This is a genomic window from Bradyrhizobium sp. 155, assembly GCF_023101105.1.
GTDB classification, from domain to species: Bacteria; Pseudomonadota; Alphaproteobacteria; order Rhizobiales; family Xanthobacteraceae; genus Bradyrhizobium; species Bradyrhizobium canariense_D.
Genome location: NZ_CP064704.1, coordinates 1,710,678 through 1,734,409, shown reverse-complemented (window position 1 = coordinate 1,734,409; position 23,732 = coordinate 1,710,678). Strand labels below are relative to the sequence as shown.

The following is a 23,732-nucleotide window of genomic DNA, read 5'->3' as shown; positions in this document are numbered from 1 at the left end:
GTAGGAGCGCCGGCCATGATCTCAAAATTCTTCATCGAGCGGCCGGTCCTCTCGAACGTCATCGCGCTGCTGATGATCCTGATCGGCGGCGTCGCGCTGTTCAACCTCGCGATCGCGCAATATCCCGACGTGGTGCCGCCGACGGTGCAGGTCACCACACGCTATCCCGGCGCCAGCGCCAAGACCGTGATCGACACAGTTGCCTTGCCGATCGAACAACAGGTCAACGGCGTCGAGGACATGCTCTACATGCAGTCCTACAGCGGCTCCGACGGCACCTATACGCTGACCGTGACCTTCAAGATCGGCACCGACCTGAACTTCGCGCAAGTGCTGGTGCAGAACCGCGTCTCCAGCGCGCTGTCGCAATTGCCCCAGTCGGTGCAGAACCAGGGCGTCACCGTACAGAAGCGGTCGACGTCGATCCTGCTGTTCGTGACGCTGACCTCGCCCGACAAGACGTTCGACAGCCTTTATTTGAGCAACTACGCCACCATCAACCTCCGCGACGAACTCTCGCGCCTGCCCGGCGTCGGCAACGTCATCGTGTTCGGCGCCGGTCAGTATTCGATGCGGGTGTGGCTCGATCCGAACAAGCTGCAGGTCCGGGGCCTGGTGCCGCAGGACGTGATCCAAGCGATCCAGCAGCAGAGCCAGCAGGTCTCCGCCGGCCAGGTCGGCGCACCGCCGACGCCGCCGGGTCAGGCGTTCCAGTACACCCTCAACGTCAACGGCAGGCTCGACGATACCACCGAGTTCGAGAACATCATTGTCAAATCAGGCACCAGCGGCGACGTCACGCGGGTGCGCGACGTCGGCTGGGTCGAATTGGGCGCGCAGACCTACAGCCAGATCTTCTCGCTCAACAAGCAGCCTGCCACCGGCATCGGCGTGTTCCAGTCACCCGGCGCCAACGCACTCCAGGTCGAGCAGGCCGTCGAGAAGAAGATGGCGCAGCTCGCAAAGGCCTTCCCGCAGGGCATGAAGTATGACACGCCGTTCGACACCACCAAATTCGTGCAGGCCTCGGTGCACGAGGTCTACATGACGCTGATCGAGGCCGGCCTGCTGGTGCTGGTCGTGATCCTGGTGTTCCTGCAGGACTGGCGCGCGATGCTGGTGCCGGCGACCACTGTGCCGGTGACCATCATCGGCGCCTTCGCCGCCATGGCCGCGCTCGGCTTCACCATCAACATGTCGACGCTGTTCGCGATCGTGCTAGCGATCGGCATCGTCGTCGACGATGCCATCGTCGTGGTGGAAGGCGCGGCCCACAACATCGAGCAGGGCATGAACGGCCATGACGCCGCGATCAAGGCGATGGACCAGCTGTTCGCGCCGATCGTCGGCATCACGCTGGTGTTGATCTCGGTGTTTTTGCCAGCGTCGTTCCTCGCCGGGCTCACCGGCCGCATCTATTCGCAATTTGCGCTGGTGATCGCGGCGACCGCGCTTCTGTCCGCCATCAACGCGGCGACGCTGAAGCCGACGCAATGCGCTCTCTGGCTGCGGCCGACGGTGCCGCCGGAGCAGCGCAACTTCTTCTATCGCGGCTTCAACGCGGTCTACAACCGCGTCGAGCGCGGCTACATCCGACTGATCGGCGTGCTGTGCAGGAACAGCACGATCTCTGTCGCGCCCGCGCTGGTGCTGATCGGGATCGGCGGCTACGGCCTGTCCCGGGTGCCGACCGGCTTCCTGCCGATCGAGGACCAGGGCTATCTGATCGCTGCCGTGCAACTGCCTGACGGTGCCGCGCTGGAACGGACCCAGAAGGTGCTCGACAGAGCGAGCGAGCTGATCAAGGACACGCCCGGAGTCCAGCAAGTCATCACCATCGCCGGCATCTCCGCGCTGGACAACAGCGCCAGCCTTGCCAATGCCGGCGTCGCCTACATCATCCTGAAGGACTGGGACGCGCGCAAAGGCCCGGGCGAGGATTTGCGTTCGCTGGTGTACGGGCTGAACGACAAGCTCGCGGCCATCATGGAAGCGCGCACGCTTGTGCTGCCGCCGCCGCCGATCCAGGGCATCGGCAACGCCGCCGGCTTCTCGATGCAGGTCGAACTGCGTGACGGCAACAGCGATTTTGCCAAGCTCCAGGCCATCACGGGCGCGATGGTCTCCAACGGCCAGAGCCAGAGCGCCCTGCAGCGCGTCCAGTCCTCGTTCCGCTCCTCGGTTCCGCAATTTAACGTCGAGATCGACCGCATCAAGACCCAGACGCTGCACGTGACGACGGACCAGGTGTTCGCGGCGCTGTCGACCTATCTCGGCTCGTCTTATGTCAACCAGTTCAACAAGTTCGGCCGCGTGTTCCAGGTCTACACGCAAGCCGATCCCGCCTTCCGCGTCACCGAGCGCGACATCGCCAACATGATGGTGCGCAACTCGAACGGCGACATGATCCCGATCGGCACGGTTGCCACGATCACGCCGGCCACCGGCCCGTCGCTGATCAGCCTCTACAATCTCTATCCATCGTCGACCGTGATCGGCCTGCCGGCGCAGGGCTACTCCTCTGGCCAGTCGCTGAAGCTGATGGAGGAGATCGCGGACAAGACGCTGCCGCCGGGCACCGGCTTCGAATGGACCGCGATGTCCTATCAGGAGAAGGCCGTCTCCAACCAGATCTACTGGGTGTTCGGGCTCGCCATGCTGCTGGTCTATCTCGTGCTCGCCGGCCAGTACGAGAGCTGGTACGCGCCGATCTCGGTAATCCTGGCGGTGCCGCTGTCGTTGCTCGGCCCCATGCTGATCCTCAACGCACTGAAGATCGACAACAACCTCTATTGCCAGATCGGCCTGATCCTGCTGATCGCGCTGTCGGCCAAGAACGCCATCCTGATCGTCGAGGTCGGGCTCGAGCTGCACGGCCGCGATGGCAAGCCGGTGCTGGAATCCGCGGTCGAAGCTGCGCGCGCCCGCTTCCGCCCGATCCTGATGACGTCGTTCGCCTTCATCCTCGGCGTGGTGCCGCTGGTGATCGCGACCGGCGCCGGTGCCAGCGCGCGCAAGTCGATCGGCATCACGGTGTTCTCGGGCATGCTGGCCTCGACCTGCCTCGCGGTGCTGTTCGTGCCGGCGTTCTTCGTGGTGGTGCAGCGCTTCGAGAACTGGCGTGCGTCGAAGAAAACGCCGAAGGCGGTGGCAGTGGCCGAAGTGAAATCCTAGGCTTTCTCCGTGGACGTCGGCCGCGCCTCCCCGCTCGAGACCAGGAGCACCGACACCTTCGCTTGCCTGAGCACGGCGTCGGCGACGCCGCCGAAGGAGAGATGATCGGCCTGGATGCGATCGACCCCCATCACCACGAGATCGACGGCGGTGGTCTCGATCTCGCGCAGGATCGCCGCTTCAGGCGCCCGGTTCGCGCGCAAGGTCGTGGTGATGTCGACCTCGTAACGGGCGGCGAGATCGCTGGCGTCCTTCAGGATGCCGGCCTCCTGGTTCAGACCACGCGAGGCGCCGCGCTGCGCGCCCTTGTCGCGCGTCGTCGCGACATAGATCACCCGGAGCGAGCCTGATCCCGCCTGCGCCAGCGCGACCGCGACCTCGGCGCCGCGCTTGGAGACGCCGCTGCCGGAGACCGGAACGAGGATGTTGAGCGCCTCGGGCGTCGGCTGCTTCAGGTGCTTGCCCTTGGCCGCCACGACCGCGAGCGGTCCCTCGAACTTCGCTGCGATGTCCTCGATCCTCCGATCGAAGCGATCCTTGGCGGCAGCAACCTTGTCGACGCCGATGACCAGAAGATCGAAGCCCTTGCGCGCTTCGTCGGCGATGGACTCGCCGAGCTCCGCACGCCTTGCCCGGGTGACGACGTCGACGCTGCCGACATCGCCATCGCCATGGGCCGATACGATCTCGGCGGCCTTCTTCACCACGGTTTCCGCGCTTTCCTCTTCATCGCGGCCCTTCTCCTGATCCTTGGCGCGCTTGCCGATGTGCAGCACGGTGATTGGCAAGCCGCGCATGCCGGCGATCAGGCCGGCGATGTGGGCAGCGAAGGTGGCGTTCACGCTCTCGTCCACGGCGAGCAAGGGGCGTTCGAGATTGGCGACGAAGCCGCGCTTCTCGAATTCTTCCCGCTCCAGGCGCTCTTGCTCGTCCTTGTTCATCGGCAGCTTTGCCAGCGCGGCGCGCAGCATCGGCGGCATCGCCATCGTGGTCACGATCGCCATGGTCACAATCATCGTGAACAGGTTCTGGCTGAGCACGCCGATCGAAAGACCGATGGTGGCGATGATCACCTCGGTCGAGCCGCGCGCGTTCATCCCGCTTGCGAGGGCCAGCGACTCCCTTGTGTTCAGCCCGCCCACGGTTCCGCCGACGAAGGCGCCGCCGAACTTGCCGACGCTGGCGATCACGACCAGCAGGCCGGTGAGCATCAGCAGATGGGGATCGCGCAGCACCGTGAGGTCGGCGCTCAGGCCGGCCAAACCGAAGAACACCGGCATGAAGAAGCTCGAGATCAGCCCGCGCAGCCCCTCGTCGATCTGCCGCGTCAGGATCGGGGACTCCCCGACCAGAATGCCGGCGACGAAGGCACCGAGCACGGTGTGGACGCCGATCAGATGCGTGACCAGCGCCATCGCGCACATCAGCAGCAGGATCACCGTGATGACCGGGGCGGTGCTGACGAGATTGTCGTTGGCCCATCGAATGAGCTGGAACACGATGCGGCGGCCGATGGTGAAGCTAATCGCGAGGAAGGCCAGCGTGCCCAGCACAGCTTTCGCCACCGAGGCGATATCCAGCGCGCCGTGCGAAGCGAGGCTGAAGATGACGGCGATGATGATCCAGCCGATGGTGTCGTCGATGACGGCGGTGGCGACGATGATCTGGCCGACATTGCGGCGCATGAAGTTCATCTCGCGCACAACCACCGCGACGATCTTCACCGAGGAGATTGACAGCGCCGTGCCCATGAACAGCGACGCAACCAGGCGGGCTTGCGGATTCGGCAACAGCGCATCTGGCAGGAATTCGCCGAGCGCAAAACCGCAGGCAAAGGGCACGAGGATGCCGGCAATCGAGATCGCGATCGCGGCCTTGCCGACCTTCCTGACCAGCTTGAGGTCGGTCTCCATGCCGGTCAGCAGCAACAGCAGCAGGATGCCGAACTGCGCGATGCCGTCGATCATCGCTTTCTGCTCGGGCGTTTTGGGGAAGATTGCCTGCTGTGCGTCAGGCCAGACCCAACCGAACAGCGAGGGACCGAGCAGGATGCCGGCGAGCAATTCGCCGATCACCGAGGGCTGGCCGAGGCGCTGCATGATCTCGCCGAGACCGCGGCCGACCGCGATCAACAGCACGATCTGGGCCACCAGCAGGAATTCCGAGGGACCGGCCGATTTGCCGCCCTCGGCGCTGGCCGCAACGGTGGTGAGGACAAGCGCCGCGGGGACAAGGCCGACCGGTCGGAGCAGGCTCCACTGCATGCAGGAATTTTACCCCTTCATCTGCCCCGGCGAGGTGCCGGGATGACGGGGATAGAACCCGCGGCAGGCAACGGGAGTTCCTTGACTTCGCGGCGGGTAAGGGGCCTCAACAAAAAAAACGCGAAAACAACCCCATGCACAGTAGAGATGAGGTTGAAAAGACTGGAGAAAATTTCGTCTTTGCCGAAATCTAATTTCGCTTTGCCGAAAATGCTTGCCCCGTCGGGCAAAACACTGGCATGATGGCATCATCGGCAGACTACGCGAGCCGCCGCCACTCCCACGTCATTGCGGGCGCGGCGACTTGACAGCCGAACCTTTAGCGAAGGCGGAAGCAATCCAGAATCCGTCCGCCGAAAGATTCTGGATTGCTTCGTCGCTACGCTCCTCGCAATGACGGGATTGAAACGGGCGCGCGCCTCACGCCGATCCCTCACACCGCCTGCGGTGTCCTGATCTCGCGCGGGAGAATGATCGCGGCTGCGATCGCGAGCAGGCAGAGTGCGGCGAAGGCATGCAGCATGGTGACGAAGCCGCCCTGCTCGTAGAGCCAGGCGACCAGGCCGACCGAGGCGCCGGCCGCGGTGAAGCCGATGAAATAGCGCACGGCATAGGCGCGCGAGCGCCATTCCTCGCTGGTGTATTTGCCGACCATGGCGTCGTTGACCGTGACCTGTCCGAACGCGCCCATGACGATGCCGATCGAGACCAGGATCAGCGGCAGATTGGACAGGCTCGCGGCGAGATACAGGAACGGCGCCAGCATGAAGGACAGCGGCAGCGCCACTGTCTTCAGCGAATAGCGGTCGAGCAGCCGGCCGATCGTATACTGCGTCATCGCGCCGAACACGTAGACGCAGGCCGCGATGACGCCGAGCAGCGCCGGGCTTTTGGTGAGATCGGCAAGCCGCTCCGCGAACAGCTTTGGCAGCGCCACGGTGACGGCGTTGAACGTCGTGGAGATCGCGATCACCACGATCAGCAGCGACAGGATCACGCGCCACATGTCCTGCTTGGCGACCCGCGCCTGCGCTGCCGCCTGCTTCGAGCCCTTGCGGTCCTCGTGAACGACCATCGTCGCGAACGCGATGCCGATCAGGATGGTGACGATGCCGGGGACGATGAAGGCGAAGCGCCAGCCGAGATACTGGCCGATCACGCCGGTGACCAGCGCCGACGAAGCGACGCCGAGATTGCCCCAGACGCCGTTGATGCCCATCTCGCGGCCGAGCCTGTCAGCGTAGGAGACGATCATGGCAGTGCCGACGGGATGATAGATCGAGGCAAAAATGCCGATCGCGAACAGCGCCGCGCCGAGTTGGGCCGGGGTCTGCACGAAGCCAACCGAGATCATGGAGGCGCCGATGCCGACGAAGAAGATCAGCATCATGTGGCGACGGCTCCAGCGGTCGCCGAGCCAGCCGGTGAGCAGCGAGCCCGCGCCGAAGGCGACGAAGCCCGGCGTCGCGTAAGGCAGGAGTTCCGAATAGGCCATGCCGAGCGCCGGTCCCATGATGATCACCGCGGCGGCGAAAATCAGCATCGCGTAATGGTCGATGAAATGGCCCGCGTTGACGAAACTGATCACCCGGCTGGGGCTGTTCATGGGAATCCTCTCCTGCTCCGAAATGAGTTATATGTCTTGGGCATGACGGGATGCTGCCAATGACTGTCGTCGAGACGCCAATCCTCCGGGCGGTCCGGAGCAATCATCGCTCGCCCGCGGGCGTGCATCTGGTCGCACGCGACTATCCCAAGGGCATGCGGATCGATCCGCATATGCACCGCGAGGCACAGCTGATCTATGCCGCCAGGGGCACCATGCAGGTGACGACGCCCGGAGGGCGCTGGCTGGTGCCGCCGGACCGCGCGGTCTGGGTCCCCGCCGGGCTCCAGCACGCCATCGATCTGCTCGCCGACATCGAGATGCGGACGCTGTATTTCGACTTGGCCTGGCTGAAGCGCGCGCAGCGCCATGAGGGACTGACCAAGGAATTCGTGGTGCGGGTGTCGCCGCTGCTGAACCAGGCGATCCTCGCGCTGTTCGACGCGCAAAATACCGAGGAGCGGACCGATCTGCTGGTTCGGCTAGTGATGCTGGAACTGGTCCGGGCCGAGGATTCCGCGACCTTCGTGCCGCTGCCACACGAGCCGCGCTGCCGGCGCGCGGCCATGATCGTGCTCGACGATCCCACCGGCCTGCACGACATCGACGCGCTGGCGCGCGAGGTCGGAACCTCCGCGCGCACACTGTCGCGGCTGTTTTCGACAGAGACGCAGCTGAGCTTCAAGAGCTGGTGCCAGCGTGCGAGGATTGCGGCGGCGATCCAGCGGCTGTCCACCGATGCCAATGTGTCCGTGAAGCAGCTCGCGACCCAGCTCGGCTATGCCAGCGTACCGGCGTTTTCGGCCGCGTTCCGTCAGGTGACGGGACGGACGCCGACGGAGTTTGCCACACACTCGGTGTCATCGCCCGGCTTGACCGGGCGATCCAGTACTCCGAGACGGCGCGGCTAGAAGCGAAAAGCTGCGGCGTACTGGATGCCCCGGTCAAGCCGGGGCATGACAACTCACTTGGGGCGCATAGCCCCGCTAAACTTGCCAAAATCCCCCGCTTGATTGTGATCGGATTCCGCCCAAATCCCGTGTAAGATTCCCGCACCGCACAAACCCGACACGAAAGCCCCGATGGCCAACGCCTTCTTCTCCGACTTACTTACTACCATCTCCGAGCGCGGCCGCACGCTGCTTCGCCGCGGGGATTCTGCCGACACCAAGCCGGACGCCGATGGGCTGATCGAGCTCTGTGGCGCGCTGCTGTCGGGCCGGGGTGAAGCTTCCGGCACCGCCATGGCGCGTGAGGTGCTCGACATCTACCAGGACCTGGATGCGGCGGGACGTCGCGCCTTTTTCGAAGCCCTGGTGCGCGATTTCGGCCCGGATCGGGAACGCCTGTCCAAGGCGATCGAGACATGGCGCGCCAAGCCGGCCGACGAGGATGCCAGCGCCCTGCACTTCGCCTCCGAGCCGCGCCGGCAGGAGCTGATCCGCCGCCTCAACCGCGCACCCGGCGGCACCGGCGATCTCGTCAAGATGCGCGCCGACCTGCTCGACATGATGAACAGGCACGCCGATCTCGCCGCACTCGATCGCGACGTTTCGCATCTTCTCTCGTCATGGTTCAACAGGGGGTTTCTCGTGCTGCGCAGGATCGACTGGTCGACCCCGGCCAACATCCTCGAAAAGATCATCCGTTATGAGGCCGTGCACGAGATCAGCGACTGGGACGATCTGCGCCGCCGCATCGATCCGGTCGACCGCCGCTGCTACGCCTTCTTCCATCCCGCGATGGTGGACGAGCCCCTGATCTTCGTCGAGGTCGCGTTGACCGAGACGATCCCCGGCGCGATCGCGCCGCTGCTCGCGGTCGATCGCCCATCCGTCCCGATCGAGCGCGCCCGTACCGCCGTGTTCTACTCGATCTCCAACACCCAGCGCGGTCTGGGCGGCATCTCCTTCGGCAGCTTCCTGATCAAGCAGGTGGTGGAGGAGCTGCGCCGCGAATTGCCCAAGCTCGACAATTTCGTGACGCTGTCGCCGGTGCCGGGCTTCATGCCATGGGTGAAGCAGGACAAGGATTTGCCGCTGTCGGACGAGGACCGCGAGATCCTGAAGCGCCTCGACGATCCCAAATGGTTCGAGAACCCCGAGACAACGACACTGCTACGTGGCGTGATCGAACCGCTCGCGGCGCACTATTTCCTGAAGGCGCGCACACCCAAAGGCAAGCTGATCGACTCCGTCGCGCGCTTCCATCTCGGCAACGGCGCCCGCCTCGAGCGCATCAATTGGTTAGGCGATCTCTCGCCGAAGGGCGTGCGCGAGTCCGCCGGCGTGATGGTCAACTACCTCTACCGCCTCGACGACATCGAGAAGAACCACGAAGCCTACGCCAATGACGGCGAAGTCGTGGCCTCGAGCGCGGTGAAGAAGCTCTTGAAGGGCGAAGGGCGGCGGCTGTTGGATATGCGACTGTCGTAAGGGACGACCTCGGCTGATTGCGTTGGTTCGTCCACAATCTCGGTGTCATCGCCCGGCTTGACCGGGCGATCCAGTATTCCAGAGGCCTCCGTTGAAGCGCTCGCTCTCGCCACATTCGCCACGGCGTACTGGATGCCCCGGTCAAGCCGGGGCATGACAGCGGAAAGCATGGCGTGGCCGTCGCGCCCCCTACTCCGCCAGCGCCTTCATCTCCTTGTAGAGATCCGACTTGCCTTCGAAGCCGATGCCTGACAGCTCCGGCATGGTGATGTGGCCGTTCTCGACGCGGACGCCGTCGGGGAAGCCACCATAGGGCTGGAACAGGTCGGGGTAGCTCTCGTTGCCGCCAAGGCCTAAGCCGGCTGCGATGTTGAGCGACATCTGGTGGCCGCCGTGGGGGATGCAGCGGCTCGGCGACCAGCCATGAGTTTTCAGCACCTCCATCGTGCGCTGGTATTCGCACAGGCCGTAGGACAGCGCGCAATCGAATTGCAGCCAGTCGCGGTCGGGGCGCATGCCGCCGTAGCGAATCAAATTGCGGGCATCCTGGTGGCTGAACAGGTTTTCGCCTGTTGCCATCGGGCCCGGATAGAATTCGGCGAGGGCTGCCTGCAGCGCGTAGTCGAGGGGGTCGCCAACTTCCTCGTACCAGAACAAGGGATAATCCCGCAGCATCTTGGCATAGGCGATGCCGGCCTCGAGATCGAAGCGGCCGTTGGCGTCGACGGCGAGCTGCGCGTCCTTGCCGATTTCCTTCAGCACCGCTTCGATGCGGGTGCGGTCGTCCTCGATATCAGCGCCGCCGATCTTCATCTTCACGACGTTGTAGCCGCGATCGAGATAGCCTCGCATCTCGCCGCGCAGCATCGAGAGGTCCTTGCCGGGATAGTAGTAGCCGCCGGCAGCGTAGACGAACACGCGCGGATTGGCTTTGACGCCGTGACGCTCAGCCAGCAGGCGAAACAGCGGCTGGCCCGCAATCTTCGCGACCGCATCCCACACCGCCATGTCGATGGTGCCGACCGCGACCGAGCGCTCGCCGTGACCGCCCGGCTTCTCGTTGGTCATCATCGCGGCCCAGACCTTGTCGGGGTCGAGATTGTCGCCGGCCGCGTTCAGCAGCGATTTCGGATCGGCCTCCAGGATGCGCGAGGCAAAACGCTCGCGGATCAGGCCGCCCTGCCCGTAGCGGCCGTTGGAGTTGAAGCCGTAGCCGACGACGCGCTTGCCGTCGCGAACGACGTCGGTGACGACGGCCACCAGGCTCGTCGTCATCTTGGTGAAATCGATATAGGCGTTGCGGATCGGCGAAGAGATCGGCTTCGTGATCTCGCGGACGTCGACGATGCGGACGGACATGGGGTTTGGCTTTCTGCGGGCTCCCTCCTCTCGTCATGGCCGGGCTTGTCCCGGCCATCCACGTCTTAGCCGCTCGAAGAACGTGGATGCCCGGGACAAGCCCGGGCATGACGGCGTGCCCCAAGCACGCTTCGCATTCCAAAACTACTTCTTATCCCTGAAATACGGCTCGACCGGGCCGTGCACCTTGATGGTCAGCGGGTTGCCGTGGCGGTCCTTGGCGTTGCCTGCGGTGACGCGGACCCAGCCTTCGCTGATGCAGTATTCCTCGACATTGGTCTTCTCGACACCCTTGAAGCGGATGCCGACGTCGCGCGCCAGAATGTCCGCATTGTAAAAGGGGCTGTTCGGATCGACCGAGAGGCGGTCCGGAAATTCGTCGCTCATGATTGTCTCGCTCATAACAGGGTCTCGATTTGCTGCCGCAATCCTTCGGGCCGCGCGGTCGGCGCATAGCGCGAAACCACCTTGCCGGCGCGGTCCACCAGGAATTTCGTGAAATTCCATTTGATGGAGGCGCCCAGCAGGCCGGATTGCTGGCGTTTCAGGTACTCATACAACGGATGGGCATTGCTGCCGTTGACGTCGATCTTCTCGAACAGGGGAAAGGTGACGTCGTAATTGGTCGAGCAGAACGCCTGGATCTCGCTCGCCTGCCCTGGCTCCTGCGCACCGAACTGGTTGCAGGGAAAGCCGAGCACCGAGAAGCCGCGCGGGGACAGGTCGCGATGCAGATCCTCCAGCCCGCGATATTGCGGCGTGAAGCCGCATTTGCTCGCGGTGTTGACGATCAGCAGCACCTGCCCCTCGAAGCTGCGCATCGGCACTTCTTCGCCGAGAAGCGAGTTGGCCTTGAAGTCGTAGATCGCGGACATCGCTAACCTACGGGATCGATCGGCGACGGCGGCACGCCGCCCGCCTCGATCGCCTCGCCTGCGAGCAGGCAGAGATCCTCGCGATAGCGGCCCGACACGATGTGCACGCCGACCGGCGCCTTGCCGACGAGGCCCGTGGAGACCACGAGGCCCGGCAGGCCCATGAAGGGAATGGCGATCTGCGGCAACTGCGCTTCCCAGACGCGTTTGAAGGAAGAGTCGTCCTTGCGGTCGAGATGATCGGGGAACGGCAGTTCGCCGGAGACCGGCGTCAGCAGCACGGCATAGGTCTCGAAGAACAGCATCCAGTCGCGGGTCAGCCTGGCGCGGCGGGTCAATGCCTTGGCGTAATTGGCCTGGTCCATCGGCGTGACCCTGGCACGGTTGCCACGCAGGCACGCCAGCGCGCCGGGATCGCCTTCACGCTCGGCCATCTCGAGCTGCGCCTCATAGCCGTCGCCGAGCCAGAGCTTGATCTGCCACTCGACCGCTTCGCGCATCGGCGGGGTGTTCTCGATTGTCTCGACGGTCCAGCCGGCCCGTTCGAGCCGCTTGCCGGCGTCGATGACGGCGGCCTTCACCTCGGGCGCGGTGGCCAGGCCGTCCGGGTCGAGACAGAGCGCGGCGCGCTTCGGCCGCGCGGGGCCTTCCAGCGGCACCGGCACAAACCAGGGATCGCGGATGTCGCGGGCCGACATGGCCGCGAGCGAAATCCTGATGTCGTTGACGGTGCGCGCCAGCGGCCCCGACACCGCCATGATCTGCGGCCCGATCGGGCGCTCCGGCAGGGCCGGATTGAAGGCCGGGATGCGGCCCAAGGTCGGGCGCAAGCCATGCACGCCGCAGGCATAGGCGGGATAGCGGATCGAGCCGGCAATGTCGGTGCCATGGGCGATATGGCCGATGCCGGCCGCGACCGCCGAGCCCGCGCCGCCGGACGAGCCGCCCGGCGTCAGCGAGGCGTCGCGGGGGTTCTTGGTGTCGCCGTGGACCAGGTTGGTGGTGAACCAGCGATAGGAGAAGGCCGGGCAATTGGTGCGCCCAAGCAGAACGGCGCCGGCTTTGCGGAAATTGGCGACCACCGGATTGTCCTCGCGCGCGATCAGGTCGCGCTGGAGCTTGAGGCCGTTGGTGGTGGCAAAGCCCTCCTGGTCGACATTGGCCTTGATGGTCACGGGCACTCCGGCCAGCATGCCGGGGTCCTCGCCCCTGGCGATGGCGGCATCGACGGCGTCGGCCTGCTTGAGCACGTCCTCGGGCCGGTGGTCGATCACGGCGTTGAGGCTCGGATTGACGGCGTCGAGCCGGGCGAGGCCGGCCTGCGCGGCCTCCCTGGCGGAGACCTTTTTGGTTTTGACGAGATTGGCGAGGTCGGCCGCCGACAGGCGCCAGAGATCTTGCATGACTTGCTCCGTGTAACCGGCGTCTTTTAGCCCCGGGAACGCGGCAAAGCCATGCGGATTTCGCAGGGATTCCTCCGCCATTGCGACGGTGGCGAGAGCAAGCCTTAATGCCGGGTGGCGGACTGGTCCGGAATGTCCAGGAGTGCCTCGGTGAAGGGGAATTCGAGCACGATCTCGCCTTCGCGGTCGGTGACCTCGATGACGGCCTCAAGCAGGGCCGGCTGGGTGCCTTCCGATCTCAGCACCTCCAGAATCATCTGGCGGGCAACCTCCCAGGCGCGATCGGGATTGCGCAAATCCTCTCCCTCAGGATCCACGATCAGTTCGTCGCCGATACGGGTGTTGAAGAAATATCTGGGCATCACGGAGTTCCAGTTGGGTCGCCTGTACCGGATTGAAAGCTGCACTGCACTCACAACCGCTTTATCAGGACAGGGTTCGCGACCGAATGCGCCGGGCGCAAGGCAGCATCACCAGCAAGTATCGTTCCGGCAGCATTTTTCGCGCCGCAACATGGCTTTCTCGGGAAAATTTCACTGGCGAACTTTTCCACCCGCACTAACTTAAGGGTTGGGCGGATACGTCCGAATTCTCGAAAATGGAGAGCCGAAAATGGCCTGGAAAGCCCCGAAGATCGTCGAAGTGCCCTGTGGCATGGAAATCAACATGTATGTGAGCGCCACCCGCAAGTAAGCGGTTGGTGAGTTCGCGTTCTGCGCAGGTGGATCTTTCGGTCACGATGCATGTCCGGAAGACAGGATTTGTGTTTGCGTGAGGTCCACCTCGCGACATTGCCTCCAGGAGACGGATCATGCTTCGCGTCGTCGTCCTGGGCGCCGCAGCCGGCGGCGGAGTGCCGCAATGGAACTGCGGCTGCGAGGGCTGCCGGACGGCCCGTGATAACGGCCAAGAGCTGCAACGGACCCAAGCCTCGGTCGCCTTCAGCGGCGACGGCGAGCACTGGTTCTTGATCAACGCCTCCCCCGACCTCCGCCAGCAATTGAATGCGACGCCACAGCTGCATCCGAAGGCAGGCGCGCTGCGCCATACGCCGATCGCAGGCGTGATCCTGACCAACAGCGAGGTGGACGCAGTGGCCGGCCTGCTGTCGATGCGCGAGGGTTCGCCCTTCACGGTCTATGCGCACGAGAAGGTGCTGGCGATCCTGAAGGCGAACAGCATCTTCAATGTGCTGAACGAGAAAAACGTGCAGCGCCTGCCGGTCGACATCAATGAGCCGTTCGAGCCGCGGCTGCCGGACGGGGCGCGCTCAGGACTTGAGGTGCTGCCCTTCGCGGTCTCGGGCAAATCGGCCTGGTACCTGGAAGGCAAGACGCATCCGGGCGGCGACAGCGGCGAAGGCGATACGCTGGGGCTGAAGATCACCGACAAAGCAACCGGCAAATGCTTCTACTTCATCGCCGCCTGCGCCGAGGTCACCGACGCGCTCAAGGCCGAGATCGACGGCGCTGCGCTGGTGTTCTTCGACGGCACGGTGTGGCAGGACGACGAGATGATCAAGGCCGGGCTTAGCCACAAGACCGGCAAAAGCATGGGCCACGTCGCGATGTCCGGCGACCACGGCGCCATCGCGCGGCTCGCCGACCTCACACTCGACAGGAAGATATTTCTGCATATCAATAATTCGAATCCGGCGCTGCTGCCCGCTTCCCCGGAGCGCAAGGCCGCTGAAGCGGCGGGCTGGCAGATACCCGCGGACGGAACGGAGATCGTGCTGTGAATGCCGCGTCACTGACTGGAATGACCGCGCTCTCGATCGGCAAGGACATCAGGCTCACTTGCGCCGAGGAGCTGGAGGCGACGCTGCGTCACATCGGTGCGACGCGCTATCACAGCCTGCATCCGTTCCATAGACTGCTGCATGGCGGCAAGCTCAACAAGGGCCAGGTGCAGGCCTGGGCGCTGAACCGCTACTATTACCAGAGTACCATCCCGATCAAGGACGCGGTGGTGATCTCGCGCTTCCGCGACCGCGCCACGCGGCTGGAATGGCGCCACCGCATCGAGGATCATGACGGCGACATCGGCTCCGAAGGCGGTATCGAGCGCTGGCTGAAGCTGACCGAAGGCCTCGGGTTGGACACAGCTTACGTGGAATCGACCGAAGGCATCCTGCCGGCGACGCGCTTTGCGGTGGAAGCCTATGTGCATTATTGCCGCGAGAAGTCGCCGCTGGAGGCGATCGCGTCCTCGCTCACCGAATTGTTCGCGCCGAACCTGCACGAAGAGCGCATCTCCGGGATGCTGGAGCACTACGACTTCGTCAATCCTGATATCATGAGCTACTTCAAGCGCCGGCTGGCGCAGGCGCCGCGCGACGCCGGGTTTGCGCTCGACTATGTCAAGGCGCATGCCGTCACGCCCGAGCAACGCGCGTCCGTCTGCAATGCGCTGATCTTCAAGACCAACGTGCTATGGGTGCAGCTCGACGCGTTGCAACACGCCTATGTCGAGGGCCATATTCCGCCGGGCGCGTTCGTGCCCCAAGAACACCAAAAGGCGAGCTGAGGAACGAGCGATGGCCGGGCCGCGTCACATCAGCGTCAGCGAGACGAGCAGGCCGGTTCTGCCGCGGCACGCCAAGCTGAAATATGACGAGACGCGAAAAGTCTGGGTGATCCTGGCGCCCGAACGCGTGCTGGCGCCGGACGAGATCGCGGTCGAGGTCTTGCAGCTCTGCGACGGCGAGCGCAATGTCGGCGAAATGTCCGACCAACTCGCGGCAAAATACGCCGCGCCGCGCGAGGCGATCCTGGCCGACGTCATCGTCATGCTGCAGGATCTCGCCGACAAGGGCTTTCTCACGGAGGCCCGGGAGAAGACGTCATGAGCGATGTGCTCGGCAATCCCACCATCCCGCCCGACGCCAGCGACAGCCTCGCGGTGCTGGAGAAGAGCCGCTCGACGGCAGAGACGTTCGGCATTCCGCTCGCCGTGCTGCTCGAGATCACCCATCGCTGCCCGCTGCAATGTCCCTATTGCTCCAACCCGGTCGAGCTCGACCGCTCGGGCAAGGAGCTGACGACCGAGGAATGGAAGAAGGTATTGAGCGAACTCGCCGAGATCGGCGTGCTGCAGGTGCATTTCTCCGGCGGCGAGCCGACGGCGCGCAAGGACCTCGTCGAGCTGGTCAAGCATGCGAGCGACGTCGGGCTCTACACCAACCTCATCACTTCGGCGGTGCTGCTGACGCGTGAGCGGTTGAGCGAACTTGCCGATGCCGGGCTCTGCCACGTCCAGATCAGTTTTCAGGGCGTTGAAGAAGCCCTCGCCGACCGCGTCGGCGGCTACAAAAACGGGCACCGCAAGAAGCTCGAAGTCGCAAAATGGACGCGCGAGCTCGATTTGCCGCTCACCGTGAATGCGGTGATGCATCGGCAAAACCTGCACCAGCTGTCTGATATCATCCAGATGTCGGTGGACCTCGACGCCGACCGGCTCGAGGTCGCCAATGTCCAATATTACGGCTGGGCGCTAAAGAACCGCGCCGCGCTGATGCCGACGGTGGCGCAGCTCGACGAGTGCACCCGCATCGTCGAGGAGGCGCGCGAGCGGCTGAAGGGCCGGCTCACGATCGACTATGTCGTGCCCGATTATTACGCGCTGCGGCCGAAGAAGTGCATGGGCGGCTGGGGTCGGCAGTTCTTCAACATTTCGCCGGCCGGCAAGGTGCTGCCCTGCCACGCCGCCGAGAGCATCACCGGGCTCGACTTCGAATCCGTGCGCTCCAACCATTCGATCGCCTGGATCTGGCAGAACTCGGACGCCTTCAACCGCTACCGCGGCACCGGCTGGATGAAGGAGCCGTGCAAGAGTTGCGAATTCCGGGAGATCGATTTCGGCGGCTGCCGCTGCCAGGCCTTTGCGCTGACCGGCGACGCCGCCAACACCGATCCCGCCTGCGCGCTGTCGCCGCTGCACGAGACCATCTTCAAGCAGGCCGAGCGCGAGGCTGAGGGCGAAACCAACCGCTTCCTCTATCGCAATTTCGCCGGCGGCACCCTGGAATCCGAGAATGGTGCCTGACGCCGACGCGGCCAGCTCAGTCAAGCGCGCCGATCCCTTTGCACCGCTGACCTCCGAAATGCTCGACGTCGGCGGCGGCCACGAGCTCTATGTCGAGAGCGTCGGCCGCACCGACGGAATCCCGGCGGTCTATCTGCATGGCGGCCCCGGCAGCGGCTGCCAGCCCGACCACCGCCGGCTGTTTGATCCCGACCGTTTTCATGCCGTGCTGTTCGACCAGCGCGGCTGCGGTCGCAGCCGGCCGAAGGGATCGCGCGCACACAACACCACGCAGCATCTGATCGCGGACATGGAAAAGATCCGCGAGAAATTCGGCGTCGCGCGCTGGATGGTGGTCGGCGGCTCCTGGGGCGCGACGCTGGCGCTGGCTTATGCGCAGGCGCATCCCGAGCGCGTCTCCGGAATTGCGCTGCGCGCGACCTTTCTCGGCACGCGTGCTGAAGTCGAGATCGCCTTCACCTCGCGCCTGTCGCAATTCTACCCCGCGCTCTACGACGATTTTCTGAGCGTGCTGCCGGTAGAGGAGCGCGCGCAACCGGTGGAAGCCTACTATCGCCGCATCCTCGATCCCGATCCGGCGGTGCATGGCCCGGCCTCGCGCGCCTGGCACGATACCGAACGCGCCTTGTCGGAGCACAAGGCGGCAAAGACACGGCTGGATCTGGCGTCGCTGAACGTGTGGCGCACATTGCCGGCGACGCCGTTCATGGAGGCGCATTATTTCGTCCAAGACAGCTTCATGACGGAGAACGAGTTGTTGCGGAACGCCGGCAAGCTCAACGGCATTCCCGGCATCATCGTCCAGGGCCGCTACGATCTGTTGTGCCCTCCCGAGACATCGCAGGCGCTCGCGAAAGTGTGGCCGGGTTCCGAGATTCGCATCGTGGAAGAAGCCGGCCATTCGCTCTATGATACCGGCGTGCGGGACGCGGTCATGAAGTCGATCGCAGATATCGCTTCGAAGATTTCGCGATAGCGGGACAAGAAAATGCCACTCGCCGGGAAGGGCATGTTGCTCACGTCGATGAATATCGACGTTCCAAATGAACCCGATTTCAACCGCTGGTACGATCGCGAGCATCTGGAAGAGCGCGTTGCGATCGAGGGCTTTCTCGAAGCGCGGCGCTATGTCGCGCACGCCGCCAATCCCAAATATCTCTCGCTGTATTCAACCGCGACGCTCGACGTGCTCGACAGTCCCGCCTACCGGGCGAGGCTCGCCAGTCAGACCGAATGGTCGCGGCGGAGCATGGCGCATTTCAAGGACATGCTCCGCGTGGTCGCCCGCATCACGATCAGCAACGGTACCGGACGCGGCGCGGCGCTCGGCCTCGTGCGGCTGCGGCCGACGGCGGACAATGCAGTCGCGTGGCGTGACGCACTGCAAGAACGGCTGGCGCCGGAAAAACACGACGGCATCATCTCCATGCATCTGCTCGAAAGCGAGCCGGAACTATCAGGCGCGACCGCGGATATTCCGGCGGTGCGCAACGAAGGCGCGCGCGACTGGTTCGTGCTGATCGACGGCACGCATGTCGGCGCGGTCTCGTCCGTGATCGCCGAGCGCTTCACCGGCCCTGCCGCCTCGCCATTCCCGCTTCCCGTGTCGGTCGGCTCCTACTGCCTGATGTGGGACCTCGCGAAGAGCGACATCGCGCGCAACTAAGCCATTGGACGCATCGCAACATGCTGCACCGCGACATACTGCGCACGGCCGTTAATCTGTGCGCGCGTAGCTCCCATGAAAGAGGGGAAGCGCGAAATTTGCCGTTGTACTTCGGAGCGGTTCTAATAAGCTAACCCAATGACGTCATTCAGAAACCAGATCGCCGCGCGTTAGCGTTCGCAAGCTCAAGAAAAGGCCGCGGGGTCTTTGAGCCTGCGCGGACAGGGTAGGAATGAAACCGACCGATATTGCGGCCCCCGACTACTTTCACAAAGTGGTCGATTGCCAATGGGCCTGTCCTGCGCACACTCCCGTTCCCGAATACATCCGACTGATCGCCCAAGGCCGCTACAGCGACGCCTATATGATCAATTGGAAATCGAACGTGTTTCCAGGAATTCTGGGACGGACCTGCGATCGTCCATGCGAGCCGGCGTGCCGCCGCGGACGCGTCGAGGAGACGCCGGTCGCGATCTGCCGCCTGAAGCGCGTCGCCGCCGACTTCAAGGACGACATCACGCAGCGCTTGCCGCGCCCCTCGGCCAAGAACGGCAAGCGCGTTGCATTCGTGGGCGGTGGTCCCGCTTCGCTGACGGTCGCCCGCGATCTCGCGCCGCTCGGCTATCACTGCACCGTGTTCGACGCCGATGCCCAAGCCGGCGGCATGATGCGCTCGCAGATCCCGAAATTCCGCCTGCCGGATTCGGTCATCGACGAGGAGACCGGCTACATCCTGGGTCTCGGCGTCGACTTCAAGGGCGGCCATCGCATCGAGAGCATGAAGGCGCTGCTCGCGGAGAAGTACGACGCAATCTTCGTCGGCTCCGGCGCACCGCGCGGCCGCGAACTCGACATCCCCGGACGCAAGGAAGCAGCCGCCAACGTCCATATCGGCATCGACTGGCTGTCCTCGGTCTCGTTCGGTCATACCGACAAGATCGGCAAGCGCGTCATCGTGCTCGGCGGCGGCAACACCGCGATGGATTGCTGCCGCACTGCGCGTCGCCTCGGCGGCGAAGAGGTGAAGGTCGTCGTGCGCTCCGGCTTCGAGGAAATGAAGGCCTCGCCCTGGGAGAAGGAAGACGCGCTCCACGAAGACATTCCGATCCTCAATTTCCTCGTTCCCACAGCGTTCGTCCACGAAAACGGCAAGCTCACCGGCATCACCTTCCAGAAGGTGAAGGCCGAATACGACGCCAAGGGCCGCCGCAACCTCGTCCCCTCGGGCGAGCCGGACCAGACCATCGAATGCGACGACGTGCTGGTCGCGGTCGGCCAGGAGAACGCCTTCCCCTGGATCGAGCAGGACTGCGGCATCGAGTTCGATAAATGGCACATGCCCAAGGTCGATCCGCAAACCTTCGTCTCGACCAACCCGAAGGTGTTCTTCGGCGGCGACGCCGCGTTCGGGCCGAAAAACATCATCTGGGCGGTGGCGCAGGGCCATGACGCCGCGCTGTCGATCCACAAAATGCTCTCGGGCGAGGACATCACCGAGCGGCCATTGCCCGACGTGTACATCTCCTCGCAGAAGATGGGCATCCACGAATGGAGCTATGACAACGACATCTCCAACGACAAGCGCTACAAGGTGCCGCATCGCGACAAGGTGATCGCGCTGAAGGACATCCGCACCGAGGTCGAGCTCGGCTATGACGTCAAGCTGGCGCTGGGCGAAGCTCATCGCTGCCTGAACTGCGACGTCCAGACCGTGTTCTCGACCTCGCTCTGCATCGAGTGCGATGCCTGCGTCGACATCTGTCCGATGGATTGCATCACCTTCACGGACAACGGCGAGGAAGGCGATCTCCGTCAGCGCCTGAAAGCACCCTCGCTGCATCCGGACCAGGATCTCTATGTGTCCAGCGACCTCAAGACCGGGCGCGTGATGGTGAAGGACGAGGATGTCTGCCTGCATTGCGGGCTGTGCGCCGAGCGCTGCCCCACCGGCGCCTGGGACATGCAGAAATATTTGATCGAGATGACTCACGCAGGTTCAGCATGTCCGACAAAAAGCCGATCAGCAGCGTAAACGACTTCGTCGTCCGCTTCGCCAACGTCAACGGATCCGGCTCGGCCAGCGCCAACGAGATGTTTGCGCGCGCGATCCTGCGCCACGGCGTTCCGGTGAGCCCCCGTAACATCTTCCCCTCCAACATCCAGGGCCTGCCGACCTGGTACGAGGTGCGGGTGACCGAAGACGGCCATCTCGGCGCCCGCGGCGGCGTCGACATGATGGTCGCCATGAACCCGCAGACCTGGGACAAGGACGTCGCCGGCATCGAGCCCGGCGGCTACCTGTTCTATGATTCCACCAAGCCGATGCCGTCGACCAAATTCCGCGACGACATCACCGTGATCGGCGTCCCCCTGACCGCGATCACCAACTCGACCTATACCGATCCGCGCCAGCGCCAGCTGTTCAAGAACATCATCTATCTCGGGGCGCTCTCGGCGCTGCTCGACATGGATCCGAAGCTGATCGAGCAGCTGATCGGCGAGCAGTACAAGGGCAAGGAGAAGCTGCTCTCGTCCAACGTCCACGCGCTGCATCTCGGCCGCGACTGGGCGGTGCAAAACCTGAAATGCCCGACCGGGCTGCGGGTGAAGAAGTCCGACAAGGTCGGCGACCGCATCTTCATCGAAGGCAACAGCGCCGCCGCGCTTGGCGCCGTCTATGGCGGCGCCACGGTGTGCGCCTGGTATCCGATCACGCCGTCCTCGTCGGTGGCAGAAGCTTTCACCGCCCACTGCAAGAAGTACCGGCACGACCCGGAGACCGGAAAGGCGAAATACGCCATCGTGCAGGGCGAGGACGAGCTCGCCTCGATCGGCATCGTGATCGGCGCCTCCTGGAACGGCGCGCGCGCCTTCACCGCGACCTCCGGCCCCGGCATCTCGCTGATGACCGAGTTCATCGGGCTGTCGTATTTCGCCGAAATCCCGGCCGTGATCATGAACATCCAGCGCGCCGGTCCCTCGACCGGCATGCCGACCCGCACCCAGCAATGCGACATCATCGCCTGCGCCTATGCTTCGCATGGCGACACCAAGCATGTGCTGCTGTTCCCCGAAGATCCCGCCGAAGCGTTCGAGTTCGCGGCCGCGGCTTTCGATCTCGCCGAGCGGCTTCAGACCACCATCTTCCTGATGCTCGACCTCGACATCGGCATGAACCACCGGCTCTGCCGTCCGCTGAAATGGGACGACGCCAAGCAATATGACCGCGGCAAGGTGATGACCGCGGAGATGCTGGACGAAGGCCGCGATTTCGGCCGCTATCTCGACGTCGACGGCGACGGCATCCCCTACCGAACCTATCCCGGCACGCATCCGACCAAGGGCTCCTATTTTACCCGCGGCACGTCGCGCGACCGCTATGCGCGTTACTCCGAAGAGGGCTCGGTCTACGCCGACAACATGCAGCGCCTGATGCGCAAGTTCGAGACCGCGCAGGATCTGGTGCCGCGGCCGCTCCAGGCCAATGCGGAACGGCCAACCAAATACGGCGTGATCTATTTCGGCTCGACCACGCCGGCGATGGACGAGGCGATCGGATTGCTGGAAGCGCGCGGGCATCAGCTCGACCGCCTGCGCATCCGCGCCTTCCCGTTCCACTCCAGCGTGGCGAGCTTCCTCGCCGAGCACGATTTCGTCTATGTGGTCGAGCAGAATCGCGACAGCCAGCTGCGCCAGCTCATCGTCAACGAAAACGGCATCGACCCGGTGCGGCTGGTGCCGATCGTGCATTACGACGGCTCGCCGATCACCGCCCGCTTCATCGCAAAAGCCATTGGCGACCACCAGGATCACATCAAGGTGACCCCGCTCCGCAAGACCGTGTCATGACCTACATTGCAAAGCCGAAATTCCACCATCCCGGGCTGAAGAAGAACGAGCTCGGCTACACCCATCGCGATTACGAGGGCAAGATCTCGACGCTGTGCGCCGGCTGTGGCCATGACTCTATCACGGCCTCCATCATCGAGGCCTGCTATGAGCTTTCGATCGAGCCGCACCGGGTCGCCAAGATTTCGGGTATCGGCTGCTCGTCGAAGACGCCGGACTATTTTCTCGGCAATTCGCACGGCTTCAACTCCGTGCACGGCCGCATGCCCAGCGTCCTGACCGGCGCCAATCTCGCCAATCGCGACCTGATCTATCTCGGCGTCTCCGGCGACGGCGATTCCGCCTCGATCGGCTTCGGCCAGTTCGCGCATTCGATCCGGCGCGGCGTCAACATGACCTATATCGTCGAGAACAACGGCGTCTACGGTTTGACCAAGGGCCAGTTCTCGGCGACCGCCGACCGCGGCTCGAAGTCCAAGAAGGGCGTCACCAACACCGACAACGCCATCGACCTCGTCGCGATCGCGCTGCAGTTGGGAGCGACTTTCGTCGCGCGCTCGTTCTCCGGCGACAAGACCCAGCTCGTGCCGCTGATCGCGGCCGCGATCCGCCACAAGGGCGCGTCGTTCATCGACGTCATCAGCCCCTGCATCGCCTTCAACAACCATGCCGGCTCGACCAAGAGCTTCGACTATGTCCGCGAGCACAATGACGCGGTGAACCGGCTCGATGTGCTGGTCGGCCGCGATCCGATTGCGGTGGATTACGCACCGGGCACCGTGCAAATGGTCGAGCAGCATGACGGCAGCAGGATCGCGCTGCGCAAGATCGACGCCGACTACGATCCGCACGACCGGCTCGGCGCCCAGACCTTCCTGCAAAAGCACGCCGCCAAGGGACAGATCGTCACCGGCCTGCTCTATGTCGATCCCGACGCGGAAGACCTGCACGAGCATCTCAACACGGTCGAAACGCCGCTCAACACGCTGGAAGCCGACACGCTCTGCCCGGGCTCGGCGGCGCTGGACAAGTTCAACGCCAGCCTGCGGTGATT

Annotated in this window: 20 protein-coding genes; 13 read left to right on the top strand and 7 right to left on the bottom strand. The window is 64.1% G+C overall.

Annotated features, from left to right (window positions below):
• Positions 1-15: 15 nt before the first annotated feature.
• The gene (locus tag IVA93_RS08440; protein ID WP_018454091.1) at positions 16-3,174 is read left to right on the top strand and encodes an efflux RND transporter permease subunit; all 3,159 of its coding nucleotides are present in this window, start codon (positions 16-18) and stop codon (positions 3,172-3,174) included.
• On the opposite strand, the gene IVA93_RS08435 is transcribed toward IVA93_RS08440, so the two are convergent.
• Positions 3,171-5,438, bottom strand: a complete 2,268-nt coding sequence (locus IVA93_RS08435; RefSeq protein ID WP_247542057.1) for a cation:proton antiporter domain-containing protein — start codon at positions 5,436-5,438, stop codon at positions 3,171-3,173. The two genes, IVA93_RS08440 and IVA93_RS08435, sit on opposite strands and share 4 nt — an antisense overlap.
• 433 nt (positions 5,439-5,871) lie before the next feature.
• Positions 5,872-7,044: an MFS transporter gene (locus tag IVA93_RS08430; RefSeq protein ID WP_018454089.1), complete on the bottom strand. Its 1,173-nt coding sequence runs from the start codon at positions 7,042-7,044 to the stop codon at positions 5,872-5,874.
• 59 nt (positions 7,045-7,103) lie between these two features.
• Here IVA93_RS08430 and IVA93_RS08425 point away from each other — a divergent pair, with 59 nt between their 5' ends.
• Both IVA93_RS08425 and IVA93_RS08420 read left to right on the top strand, forming a co-directional pair.
• The gene (locus tag IVA93_RS08425) at positions 7,104-7,955 is read left to right on the top strand and encodes an AraC family transcriptional regulator (RefSeq protein WP_026232669.1); all 852 of its coding nucleotides are present in this window, start codon (positions 7,104-7,106) and stop codon (positions 7,953-7,955) included.
• A gap of 171 nt (positions 7,956-8,126) precedes the next feature.
• On the top strand, positions 8,127-9,479 hold the full coding sequence (locus IVA93_RS08420; RefSeq protein WP_085351884.1) for a malonyl-CoA decarboxylase: 1,353 nt from the start codon (positions 8,127-8,129) through the stop codon (positions 9,477-9,479).
• A gap of 189 nt (positions 9,480-9,668) precedes the next feature.
• On the opposite strand, the gene tarD is transcribed toward IVA93_RS08420, so the two are convergent.
• The 5 genes from tarD to IVA93_RS08395 form a co-directional block, all read right to left on the bottom strand.
• Positions 9,669-10,838: a D(-)-tartrate dehydratase gene (gene tarD / locus IVA93_RS08415; RefSeq protein ID WP_247789745.1), complete on the bottom strand. Its 1,170-nt coding sequence runs from the start codon at positions 10,836-10,838 to the stop codon at positions 9,669-9,671.
• A 144-nt stretch (positions 10,839-10,982) separates the two neighbouring features.
• The gene (locus tag IVA93_RS08410; RefSeq protein ID WP_007613756.1) at positions 10,983-11,240 is read right to left on the bottom strand and encodes a DUF3297 family protein; all 258 of its coding nucleotides are present in this window, start codon (positions 11,238-11,240) and stop codon (positions 10,983-10,985) included.
• Entirely contained in the window at positions 11,237-11,713 is a 477-nt protein-coding gene (locus IVA93_RS08405) for a glutathione peroxidase (RefSeq protein WP_018454085.1), read from the bottom strand. Before IVA93_RS08405 ends, IVA93_RS08410 begins: the two co-directional genes overlap by 4 nt.
• 2 nt (positions 11,714-11,715) lie before the next feature.
• Positions 11,716-13,116, bottom strand: coding sequence for an amidase family protein (locus IVA93_RS08400; RefSeq protein ID WP_026232668.1), 1,401 nt, complete (start codon positions 13,114-13,116; stop codon positions 11,716-11,718).
• A 104-nt stretch (positions 13,117-13,220) separates the two neighbouring features.
• Complete coding sequence (locus tag IVA93_RS08395; RefSeq protein WP_007613759.1) at positions 13,221-13,478, bottom strand: DUF6894 family protein; 258 nt, start codon at positions 13,476-13,478, stop codon at positions 13,221-13,223.
• A gap of 250 nt (positions 13,479-13,728) precedes the next feature.
• On the opposite strand from IVA93_RS08395, the gene pqqA reads away from it, so the two are divergent.
• From pqqA to IVA93_RS08345, 10 genes are all read left to right on the top strand, one after another.
• Complete coding sequence (gene pqqA / locus IVA93_RS08390; protein WP_007595659.1) at positions 13,729-13,809, top strand: pyrroloquinoline quinone precursor peptide PqqA; 81 nt, start codon at positions 13,729-13,731, stop codon at positions 13,807-13,809.
• Between the two features lie 118 nt (positions 13,810-13,927).
• Entirely contained in the window at positions 13,928-14,857 is a 930-nt protein-coding gene (pqqB, locus tag IVA93_RS08385) for a pyrroloquinoline quinone biosynthesis protein PqqB (protein ID WP_085361488.1), read from the top strand.
• Between the two features lie 20 nt (positions 14,858-14,877).
• Positions 14,878-15,645 carry a pyrroloquinoline-quinone synthase PqqC gene (pqqC, locus tag IVA93_RS08380; RefSeq protein WP_018454082.1) on the top strand — a complete coding sequence of 256 codons (768 nt, stop codon included), beginning with the start codon at positions 14,878-14,880 and terminating at the stop codon, positions 15,643-15,645.
• A 10-nt stretch (positions 15,646-15,655) separates the two neighbouring features.
• Positions 15,656-15,967, top strand: a complete 312-nt coding sequence (gene pqqD, locus IVA93_RS08375; protein ID WP_007613770.1) for a pyrroloquinoline quinone biosynthesis peptide chaperone PqqD — start codon at positions 15,656-15,658, stop codon at positions 15,965-15,967.
• Positions 15,964-17,163, top strand: a complete 1,200-nt coding sequence (gene pqqE / locus IVA93_RS08370; RefSeq protein WP_018454081.1) for a pyrroloquinoline quinone biosynthesis protein PqqE — start codon at positions 15,964-15,966, stop codon at positions 17,161-17,163. The genes pqqD and pqqE overlap by 4 nt, the downstream gene beginning before the upstream one ends.
• Positions 17,153-18,139 carry a prolyl aminopeptidase gene (pip, locus tag IVA93_RS08365; protein WP_018454080.1) on the top strand — a complete coding sequence of 329 codons (987 nt, stop codon included), beginning with the start codon at positions 17,153-17,155 and terminating at the stop codon, positions 18,137-18,139. The genes pqqE and pip overlap by 11 nt, the downstream gene beginning before the upstream one ends.
• 12 nt (positions 18,140-18,151) lie before the next feature.
• Entirely contained in the window at positions 18,152-18,829 is a 678-nt protein-coding gene (locus tag IVA93_RS08360) for a DUF4286 family protein (RefSeq protein ID WP_018454079.1), read from the top strand.
• 232 nt (positions 18,830-19,061) lie between these two features.
• Complete coding sequence (locus tag IVA93_RS08355; protein WP_018454078.1) at positions 19,062-20,861, top strand: FAD-dependent oxidoreductase; 1,800 nt, start codon at positions 19,062-19,064, stop codon at positions 20,859-20,861.
• A complete protein-coding gene (locus IVA93_RS08350) occupies positions 20,831-22,678 on the top strand; it encodes a 2-oxoacid:acceptor oxidoreductase subunit alpha (RefSeq protein ID WP_018454077.1) in 1,848 nt (615 codons plus the stop codon). Before IVA93_RS08355 ends, IVA93_RS08350 begins: the two co-directional genes overlap by 31 nt.
• A complete protein-coding gene (locus IVA93_RS08345; RefSeq protein ID WP_018454076.1) occupies positions 22,675-23,730 on the top strand; it encodes a 2-oxoacid:ferredoxin oxidoreductase subunit beta in 1,056 nt (351 codons plus the stop codon). The genes IVA93_RS08350 and IVA93_RS08345 overlap by 4 nt, the downstream gene beginning before the upstream one ends.
• Positions 23,731-23,732 lie beyond the last annotated feature (2 nt).

Bases quoted from the DNA above. Each gene is read 5' to 3' on its own strand.
- IVA93_RS08430 (WP_018454089.1), bottom strand. From the start codon at position 7,044: ATGAACAGCCCCAGCCGGGTGATCAGTTTCGTCAACGCGGGCCATTTC.
- IVA93_RS08350 (WP_018454077.1), top strand. From the start codon at position 20,831: ATGTCCGACAAAAAGCCGATCAGCAGCGTAAACGACTTCGTCGTCCGC.
- pqqD (WP_007613770.1), top strand. From the start codon at position 15,656: ATGGCCGGGCCGCGTCACATCAGCGTCAGCGAGACGAGCAGGCCGGTT.
- pqqC (WP_018454082.1), top strand. From the start codon at position 14,878: ATGACCGCGCTCTCGATCGGCAAGGACATCAGGCTCACTTGCGCCGAG.
- IVA93_RS08440 (WP_018454091.1), top strand. From the start codon at position 16: ATGATCTCAAAATTCTTCATCGAGCGGCCGGTCCTCTCGAACGTCATC.
- pip (WP_018454080.1), top strand. From the start codon at position 17,153: ATGGTGCCTGACGCCGACGCGGCCAGCTCAGTCAAGCGCGCCGATCCC.
- IVA93_RS08400 (WP_026232668.1), bottom strand. From the start codon at position 13,116: ATGCAAGATCTCTGGCGCCTGTCGGCGGCCGACCTCGCCAATCTCGTC.
- IVA93_RS08360 (WP_018454079.1), top strand. From the start codon at position 18,152: ATGCCACTCGCCGGGAAGGGCATGTTGCTCACGTCGATGAATATCGAC.
- IVA93_RS08425 (WP_026232669.1), top strand. From the start codon at position 7,104: ATGACTGTCGTCGAGACGCCAATCCTCCGGGCGGTCCGGAGCAATCAT.
- pqqE (WP_018454081.1), top strand. From the start codon at position 15,964: ATGAGCGATGTGCTCGGCAATCCCACCATCCCGCCCGACGCCAGCGAC.
- IVA93_RS08435 (WP_247542057.1), bottom strand. From the start codon at position 5,438: ATGCAGTGGAGCCTGCTCCGACCGGTCGGCCTTGTCCCCGCGGCGCTT.
- IVA93_RS08355 (WP_018454078.1), top strand. From the start codon at position 19,062: ATGAAACCGACCGATATTGCGGCCCCCGACTACTTTCACAAAGTGGTC.
- pqqA (WP_007595659.1), top strand. From the start codon at position 13,729: ATGGCCTGGAAAGCCCCGAAGATCGTCGAAGTGCCCTGTGGCATGGAA.
- pqqB (WP_085361488.1), top strand. From the start codon at position 13,928: ATGCTTCGCGTCGTCGTCCTGGGCGCCGCAGCCGGCGGCGGAGTGCCG.
- tarD (WP_247789745.1), bottom strand. From the start codon at position 10,838: ATGTCCGTCCGCATCGTCGACGTCCGCGAGATCACGAAGCCGATCTCT.
- IVA93_RS08410 (WP_007613756.1), bottom strand. From the start codon at position 11,240: ATGAGCGAGACAATCATGAGCGACGAATTTCCGGACCGCCTCTCGGTC.
- IVA93_RS08345 (WP_018454076.1), top strand. From the start codon at position 22,675: ATGACCTACATTGCAAAGCCGAAATTCCACCATCCCGGGCTGAAGAAG.
- IVA93_RS08395 (WP_007613759.1), bottom strand. From the start codon at position 13,478: ATGCCCAGATATTTCTTCAACACCCGTATCGGCGACGAACTGATCGTG.
- IVA93_RS08420 (WP_085351884.1), top strand. From the start codon at position 8,127: ATGGCCAACGCCTTCTTCTCCGACTTACTTACTACCATCTCCGAGCGC.
- IVA93_RS08405 (WP_018454085.1), bottom strand. From the start codon at position 11,713: ATGTCCGCGATCTACGACTTCAAGGCCAACTCGCTTCTCGGCGAAGAA.